This is a genomic window from Kribbella sp. NPDC051770 (assembly GCF_040681455.1).
In the GTDB taxonomy this organism is placed as follows: domain Bacteria; phylum Actinomycetota; class Actinomycetes; order Propionibacteriales; family Kribbellaceae; genus Kribbella.
The window spans coordinates 57,585-65,351 of the sequence record NZ_JBFAYT010000011.1; the positions used below are offsets into that span (position 1 = coordinate 57,585).

Genomic DNA, 7,767 nt, shown 5'->3' on the forward strand with positions numbered 1-7,767 from the left:
AGGAGAGCAACCCGTGAGCATCATCTCCCTTCCGCTGGCGAACAGCGAAGACCCGAGCACCGCAGAACTGGCCGAGATCGAGCGTGAATGGCCGTTGATCGCCGCCGAGCTGGACCTGTTGGACGCCGAGATCGCTTACCTCAACGCCGGTCCCACACCGTCGGTGCTTGACCGCCGTCGAGTCCGGCGCGCCGAGCGCCGCGTCCTGGCCGCCCGCCACGACCTGGCCGACGACACTACGACGGAGGTCGTGGCATGAGCACCCCGCTTCGCTCCACCTACCCGATCCCGGTTGAGGACCTGATCCCGGCCGCGCGCAAGCTCGCCGCCGATCTGGGCTCGACGCCGTCTCGCAACCGGGTCATGAAGGAATTCCGGATCGGTGCCGAGAAGGCCCGCACGATCCTGGACGCCCTGGCCGAGCCCACCCCGGAGCCGTCGCCGGACCCGGTGGAGCAGTGGCTGCACGCGGTCCCGGACCCGGTTGAGCCCGAGCACAGTGACGCTGACGAGGAGATGCCTCCCGCGCCGGGGGAGGGGGCATCTTCGCAGGTCACGCCGCTTGTAGACCCGGCTCCTGCCGCCCAGACGGCAGCGCCCGAGGTGGTTCCCGCGGCTACCCCGGCCGACGGCAAGCCGGTTCGGTCCTGGCCGGTGCTGTTGCTGGCGCTGCCCGCGTTCGTTGCGGTCTGGTCCGGCTGGGTTGGACTGGGTGAGCTGACCGGATTCGGGGTGGTTCACCCGCTGCCCGGTATCGCGGATGGCTTCACGATCAACTCCGCGATCACGCTGCCCATCGGCGTCGAGACCTACGCGGCGTTCGCGTTGCGGGTCTGGCTGTCCGGCCGGGTCCCGGCCAAGGCCCGCAAGTTCGCCAAGGTCTCCGCCCTGTCGGCGCTCGTGCTGGGCGCGCTCGGGCAGGTCGCCTATCACCTCCTCGAGGCGGCCGGGGTCACTCAAGCGCCCTGGCAGATCACCACGGTCGTCGCCTGCCTGCCGGTGGCCGTGCTCGGCATGGGCGCTGCACTGGCCCACCTCATCCACGCACCCGAGACCGCCTGCCCTTCCGAGAACCGGGAGTCGTGACCATGACCGAAGCTGTCGAGCACGTTGCTGACCCGATCGACCTGGACGCCCACCGCACCCGCCGCGACGACACCCCGTCTGATTCGGCCGGCGCAGCTGCCAGTACCGAGCTGGTGTCGCGTGACACCGCCTACGAAGTCGTCCTGGACGACGACGAGACCACCGATGCCGAGCTGGGCAAAGTCCTGGTCCCGGTGGACTCCCCGGCCCTGCCCGTTGCAGTCGCTGAGGCCGCGCGGGTACCGATCGTGCCGGTCCACCTGCGGCCGGAGAACCTGCGGGTCACGATCCGCCGCGCGCTCGACCGGGCCGGGCACACAGCCTTGTTCCACACGGTTCGTGCGCCCTGGTACGGCGCGAAGCTGTCCTGGTTCGCCGGGCGCGGCTTCACGCGGCTGGTGCGCAGTCAGCTCCGCTGGTGGTGGGTCCCGAACTCGTTCGCCCTGGAGCAAAAGGCCGCCGACGCAGGCGAGCTGAAGGAGTGGGAGAAGATCCACCGCCAGCTCAAGGCAACCCGGCTGTGGCGGGGCGCGGTTTTGACGGCCCAGAACCTGGGCCTGCTGGTTGGTGTGCCGATCGCCTGGAACGCCGCCCCAGTGGCCGGTCTGGCCGCTGTCGGCGCGGCTGCGGTCGCCGGGCTCGCTCACTACGGCCGCCCGGCAGGTCAGACCCTGGTGGGTACGGCGGTGGTCGCGCCCCGTTTCCGGAAGCTCAACTCCGACATCGTGCTGCGCGCCTACTACGCGGCCGGTCTGGGCAACCCGAACCGGGCCGACCAGGAGGTCCGGTTCGGGTCTGCGATGTCCAGGGATGCTCGCAACACTGGGTCTCAGGTGCTGGTGGATCTCCCGTACGGAAAGGGCTGGTCCGACGTCGCCAACGCCCGCGAGAAGATCGCCTCCGGCCTGGATGTGCACGTGAACCAGGTGTTCTTGACCCCGGACAAGTCCAGCTCGCGCCGCCACCTGCTGTTCGTCGCCGACCGCGACCCGCTGGCTGTCGCGGTCGGCCGGGCGGACCTGCTCGACTGCAAGCCCCGCTCGATCTGGCAGGCCGTCAAGCTCGGCAAGGACGAGCGCGACGCCCTGGTCACGCTCAAGCTGATGTGGAACTCGCTCCTGGTCGGTGCCCAGCCCCGCAAGGGCAAGACGTTCTTCGCCCGCCTGGTCGCCTTGCACGCGGCGTTGGATCCGTGGGTGAAGTTGATCGTTGCGGACGGCAAGAACTCCCCGGACTGGCTCGGGTTCCGCAAGGTCGCCCACCGGACCGTGTTCGGCACGCACCCGAACCCCAACGACGACGACCCGATCGAGCACCTGCGCGCGATCCTGGACGAGATCCTCACCCACATCGACAAGGTCAACTCGATCCTGACCACGCTGCCGGTGGACATGTGCCCCGACGGCAAGCTCACCGAGGAACTGGCCCGCGACCACCGTTACCCAGACCTGCGGGTCCTGGTACTGGTGATGGAAGAGTTCCAGGTCTACTTCGAGACCGAGGACCAGGCCGTCAACAAGGAGATCGCGGGCAAACTGTCGCGGATCCAGGCCGTCGGCCCGTCGGCTGGCGTCATCATCTTGTCCAGCTCGCAGAAGCCCTCCGGTGTCGGTGCGGGTGACGTGGGCCGGTTGTTCAACCGCTACCGCGACAACCACGCGGTCCGGTTCGCGCTCAAGTGCGGCAACCGCACCGTGTCCGAAGCTGTGCTGGGCGGAGACGCCTACCAGGAAGGCTTCGACGCCTCCACGCTTCCGGTCGGGGACGAGTACCGAGGTGTGGGCTACCTGTACGGGGCGGCCGACGACACCCCGACCGTCCGGTCGTTCCTCGCGGACGCGTCAGACGCGGACAAGATCCTGACCGCCGCCCGGACACACCGCGAACGCCTCGGCACCCTGACCGGACAGGCCGCCGGGGAAGAGCTGGAACGCGGCAGCCGCGACGTCCTGGCCGACGTCCTGGTGGTGATGGGCCCGGACAGCGCGGCGCACTGGGACACCATCGCCGGTCGGCTGGCCGATCAGATGCCGGAGCAGTACGACGGCACGACGCCGGAGGCGATCTCGGCTCAGGCCCGTGCGCTCAACGTCCCGAGCGTGAACGTGAAGCGCGACGGCGCGGTCCGCAAGGGCGTCAAGGCCGACGACCTGCGCGCGGCCATGGCCCGCCGCGACGGCACGAGCTCCACGACCGCGGGCAACACAGAGTAATCGTCAGCAAGAGGGTGGCGGGGTGCTGAAGTAGCGGCCCCACGGCTACCGGTAGCGGCCCCGCTACCCGCCCCGCTACCCCGTAACCCGTACCTGACCAGGCCGTTCGCTCACGCGTAGCGAGTAGCGGCCCCGGCTCCTCACGCCCAAAAACAGCCCGTTGGAGGCCTCTCGTGTCCAACCACCCCGCTACCGCTATCTCCACCGCCGCTACCCACGGTAGCGACCTCGTCGCCACCGCCCAGACGGCCGGACAGGTCGCCGCCGTCGTACTCATCGTCACCCTCGCCGTCGCGCTCTACCTGCTCGGGTGCCTGATCTGGCCGTTCGGGAAGTGCCGCCGCTGCAAAGGCGTCGGCAAGTTCAAGTCCCCGTTCGGCAACGCCTACCGCCACTGCGGCCGCTGCGACGGCTCCGGCCTGCGCATCCGGGTCGGCCGCCACGTCATCAACCACATCCGCGCCACCCACGGCGCGGGCACCAACGCGACCAGCAAGGGCGACCGCAAGTGACCAGAACACCCAGCAAGGGAGGAACCACGATGACCACACCACCCCCGATGCTCACCGCTGCTCTGGACGCGGCCGGACGTGGCTGGCCGGTGTTCATGCTCGGCAGGTCAAAGCGGCCGGTCGCCAACTGCCGCGCCTGCCGCCCATTCGTTGCCGGGGGCGACCACGACCCCGCGAGCTGTGGGCACCTGACCTGCCACGGCTTCTACGCCGCGACCACCGATCCGGCCCGCGTCGCGGCCATCGTCGCCGCCGTTCCGGGCGGGCAGCTCGCCGTCCGTACCGGTGCCGTGTCTGGCCTCCTGGTGGTCGACGTCGATCCTGACCATGGCGGCACTCCGAGCCTGATTGACCTTGCAGTAAGAGGCATCGCGCCCCGCACGCTGCAGGTCCTCACTGGCTCGTGGGGAACCCACCTGTACTACCGCCACCCCGGTTGGCACATGCCGTCTCGTCCGATGCCGTCGCGGCCGGGCATCGATGTGAAGGCTGACGGCGGCTACGTCGTTCTTCCGCCGTCGATTCACCATCGGACTGGCCGTGCGTATCAGTGGCGGCAGGGCTCGGGTGACCCGGTGGAGATGCCCCCGGCTCTCATCGCCGCGTGTCTTCCGCCGCCGCCCGTGACTGGCGCGCCGCCCAATGCCGGCCGAATCACCACCACGCCGGGGCGGGGCATCTCCCACCCCGACAAGCTCCTGAGTGCGCACCTGGACGCCGTACGGCAAGCACCCAAGGGCAAGCGCCGCACGACGCTCTACGGGGCCGCTAGAGGCGTCGCGCGGATGGTCGCGGCCGGAGCGCTCGACCAGGCCACTGCCATCGCCGCACTGACCGACGTAGGACTCCGAGCCGCCCAGACACCACGCGACATCAATGCCGCCATCACCGGCGGTTTCCGTGACGAAGGGATCGCCGCATGACCACCACCGACCACGACCAGGCCGACGCCGCCGAGCTGGTCGACGGTGCCGAACTGCTGGACCAGGTGGCCGCCACGATCGACCGGTACGTCATCCTGCCGAGCCAATCGGCCGCGACCGCTGTCGTGCTGTGGATCGCCGCTACGCATGCCGTTGCAGCGTGGAACTGTGCTCCGCGGCTGGTCATCCGTGCACCCGAGCGGCGGTGTGGAAAGTCGAGGCTGCTGGACATGGTCGAAGGGATGAGTCACCGGCCGTTGATGACCGTGAACGCCTCGCCGTCGGCGGTCTATCGGTCGATCGGCATGGCGCCGTCCGATCCGCCGACGCTGCTGATCGATGAGGCGGACACGATCTTTGGCCCGAAGGCTGGCGACAACGAGGACCTCCGGGGCTTGCTCAACGCTGGGCACCAGCGCAACCGCCCGGCTCTGCGGTACGACGCCGGGTCGCGGTCGGTGGAGAAGATCCAGACGTTCGCGATGGCCGCTCTGGCAGGGATTGGAGCGATGCCGGACACGATCGAGGACCGCGCCGCCGTGATCCGGATGCGTCGCCGCGCTTCTGGTGAAGAGGTCGCGCCGTACCGGGTCCGTCGTGACGGTCCCGAGCTGGACGAGCTGCGGCAGCGGCTCAACCAGTGGCTCACCGGTCACGTCAACGAGCTGCGGGCAGCGACGCCGGATATGCCGCTGGAAGACCGTGCGGCCGACACCTGGGAACCCATGATCGCCGTGGCCGACCTGGCGGGCGGGCAGTGGCCACGGGCCGCGAGGAAGGCCGCTGTAGCGCTCACCAGCGACCGCGATGCGGGCGACGGGACCTCCATCCCGTCACGGCTGCTGGCCGACTGCCGCACCGCGTTCCAGGACGCCGACGCGCTGCCCACACAGACCTTGCTCGACCGGCTCCGCAGTGACACGGAAGCGCCCTGGGCGACCATGGGCCCGGCCGGACTCACCGCGATGCGCATGGGCAACCTGCTGCGGGAGTTCGAGATCCGCAGCGACACCATCCGGTTCCCCACCGGCCAAGCCAAGGGCTACCACCGCAACGACTTCATCGACGCGTGGAGCCGCTACTGCCCCGAGCCGAAACCAGCGGCTGGGGAAGCCGTACCAGCCGTACCAGCCTCAACATCGCAGGTCAGCCCCGAAGAGGCTTCCACCACTGGTACGGCTCAAGCCGTACCAACCGACCAAGCCTCCTCGACCCTGACCAGGCAAAACGAGGCTGGTACGGCTGGTACGCCTTGGGTCCCCCGAGCTGTTCCACCCATTGCCGACGACGACGGCACGAGCACCACCAGGGCGAGCGCGTGACCGCGCCGATTCGCAGCACCCAAAGCACCTTCACCACGGAGCAAGGGAGTTCAGAGCGAATGTCGACGACTGAAGAAGTACTGCCCAGCAAGTTGCTGCTCACTGTTGCGGAGGCCGCCAACCGGCTCGGTATCGGCCGGACAACCTGCTACGCGCTCGTGATGTCTGGCGAGATCGAGTCCGTACCCGTGGGCCGACTCCGCCGCATTCCGACTGAGTGCCTCGGTGACTACGTACAGCGCCTCCGTGACCTGGCACGTACCAACGCGACCGCTGCTTAAGGAGACCTAACAGATGAAGCGAAATCCGAACGGTCGATCGAGCATCTACCAGAGCGCGGACGGCTACTGGCATGGCCGGGTGACGATGGGAGTGAAGGACGACGGGACGCCGGACAGGCGGCACGTCGAGCGAAAGAGCAAGGCGGCGGTTGTTGCCCGGGTCAAGGAATTGGAGAAGGAGCGTGACGAGGGTGTCGTCACGAAACCGGGCAAGAGGTGGACGCTCGAAGAGTGGTTGGTGCATTGGCTCGAAAACATCGCACGGCCGCACCTTCGGCACACCAGCTACTCCGCCTACCGCGTTGCGGTTTACACGCACCTCATTCCGGGCCTCGGTGCTCACAAGCTCCAGAAGCTTGAACCCGAACACCTGGAGAAGTTCTACCGACGGATGACGGCGAGTGGCAGCAAGCCCGCGACGGCTCATCAGGCGCACCGCACCGTCAGGGTCGCATTGGGAGAGGCGTTGAGGCGCGGGCATCTCAAGGCAAATCCGGCAGCGATCGCAAAGCCGCCACGGATTACCGATGAGGATGTCGAGCCGTACTCAGTCGAGGAGTCCCAGCGAATCATGACGGAGGCAGGCAAGCAGCCGAATGGCGCGCGGTGGGCGGTCGCGCTGTCGCTTGGTCTGCGCCAGGGTGAAGCGCTCGCATTGCGATGGACTGACGTCAAGCTGGAGGCTCACGAGCTGCGCGTCAGATGGACGCGACTCCGCCCGGTTTACGACCACGGGTGCGGTGGGAAATGTGGCCGGCCGGGCGCGGGCTACTGCCCTGAACGAGTGCAGACGAACCCGCTAATCGGTGAGACAAAGAGTCGTGCAGGAAAGCGCACGATCGGTCTGCCGGACGAGCTGGTGGAGATCCTGCGCCGGCACCGCGCGGAGCAAGACGAAGCTCGTCGGGTGGCTCGGCAGATGTGGACCGAAGGAGGTTGGGTGTTCGCAACGCCAACGGGTGAACCTCTGAATCCCAACACCGACTACCACGATTGGAAGGCGCTGCTGAAGCGGGCTGAGGTCCGAGAGATGCGCCTCCACGATGCTCGGCACACGGCTGCGACCATGCTGCTCGCTTTGGGCGTCACGGAGCGCGCGGCGATGGGAATCATGGGGTGGTCCTCGACGGCGATGGCGGCCCGCTACCAGCACATGACAGACCCCATCCGCCGCGACATCGCGAAGCGGGTCGGCGGGCTGCTGTGGGCCACTGGCGAGGGCGAGATCCGGTCGGAGAACGAGGACCCAGACGACGGAGCGGCGGGCGTACTCGCCACGGCGTAGAACAACTGAGACGGAAACTGAGACGGAATGACTGTGGGGCGGTTCCCAGATCGGGAACCGCCCCCCCAACTTGTAGTTGTCTGCGATGGGGCGGGAGTTTATCAGAACACCCGACAAAACACACCAAAACACCCACCCCAGGTTG

Annotated in this window: 8 protein-coding genes; all 8 read left to right on the forward strand. The window is 68.2% G+C overall.

What is annotated here, in order from left to right; all coding sequences use genetic code 11:
• Window positions 1-13: 13 nt before the first annotated feature.
• The 8 genes from AB0M01_RS30575 (at window position 14) to AB0M01_RS30610 (ending at window position 7,622) form a co-directional block, all read left to right on the forward strand.
• A complete protein-coding gene (locus AB0M01_RS30575; RefSeq protein WP_363675619.1) occupies window positions 14-259 on the forward strand; it encodes a DUF6284 family protein in 246 nt (81 codons plus the stop codon).
• Entirely contained in the window at window positions 256-1,086 is an 831-nt protein-coding gene (locus tag AB0M01_RS30580) for an ABC transporter permease (RefSeq protein WP_363675621.1), read from the forward strand. The genes AB0M01_RS30575 and AB0M01_RS30580 overlap by 4 nt, the downstream gene beginning before the upstream one ends.
• Window positions 1,087-1,088: 2 nt before the next feature.
• Window positions 1,089-3,299 (forward strand): cell division protein FtsK, encoded by a 2,211-nt coding sequence (locus AB0M01_RS30585; protein ID WP_363675623.1) that lies wholly within the window; start codon window positions 1,089-1,091, stop codon window positions 3,297-3,299.
• Between the two features lie 173 nt (window positions 3,300-3,472).
• Window positions 3,473-3,811, forward strand: a complete 339-nt coding sequence (locus AB0M01_RS30590; protein WP_363675625.1) for a hypothetical protein — start codon at window positions 3,473-3,475, stop codon at window positions 3,809-3,811.
• Window positions 3,812-3,840: 29 nt separating this feature from the next.
• Complete coding sequence (locus AB0M01_RS30595; RefSeq protein ID WP_363675627.1) at window positions 3,841-4,734, forward strand: bifunctional DNA primase/polymerase; 894 nt, start codon at window positions 3,841-3,843, stop codon at window positions 4,732-4,734.
• Window positions 4,731-6,056 (forward strand): DUF3631 domain-containing protein, encoded by a 1,326-nt coding sequence (locus AB0M01_RS30600; RefSeq protein ID WP_363675629.1) that lies wholly within the window; start codon window positions 4,731-4,733, stop codon window positions 6,054-6,056. Before AB0M01_RS30595 ends, AB0M01_RS30600 begins: the two co-directional genes overlap by 4 nt.
• A 59-nt stretch (window positions 6,057-6,115) precedes the next feature.
• A complete protein-coding gene (locus AB0M01_RS30605; protein WP_363676003.1) occupies window positions 6,116-6,337 on the forward strand; it encodes a helix-turn-helix domain-containing protein in 222 nt (73 codons plus the stop codon).
• A gap of 13 nt (window positions 6,338-6,350) precedes the next feature.
• The gene (locus tag AB0M01_RS30610) at window positions 6,351-7,622 is read left to right on the forward strand and encodes a site-specific integrase (RefSeq protein ID WP_363675631.1); all 1,272 of its coding nucleotides are present in this window, start codon (window positions 6,351-6,353) and stop codon (window positions 7,620-7,622) included.
• The last annotated feature ends 145 nt before the right edge of the window (window positions 7,623-7,767 follow it).

Coding starts and splice junctions, on each gene's coding strand:
- AB0M01_RS30585 (WP_363675623.1), top strand. CDS start 1,089: ATGACCGAAGCTGTCGAGCACGTTGCTGACCCGATCGACCTGGACGCC.
- AB0M01_RS30595 (WP_363675627.1), top strand. CDS start 3,841: ATGACCACACCACCCCCGATGCTCACCGCTGCTCTGGACGCGGCCGGA.
- AB0M01_RS30610 (WP_363675631.1), top strand. CDS start 6,351: ATGAAGCGAAATCCGAACGGTCGATCGAGCATCTACCAGAGCGCGGAC.
- AB0M01_RS30605 (WP_363676003.1), top strand. CDS start 6,116: ATGTCGACGACTGAAGAAGTACTGCCCAGCAAGTTGCTGCTCACTGTT.
- AB0M01_RS30580 (WP_363675621.1), top strand. CDS start 256: ATGAGCACCCCGCTTCGCTCCACCTACCCGATCCCGGTTGAGGACCTG.
- AB0M01_RS30600 (WP_363675629.1), top strand. CDS start 4,731: ATGACCACCACCGACCACGACCAGGCCGACGCCGCCGAGCTGGTCGAC.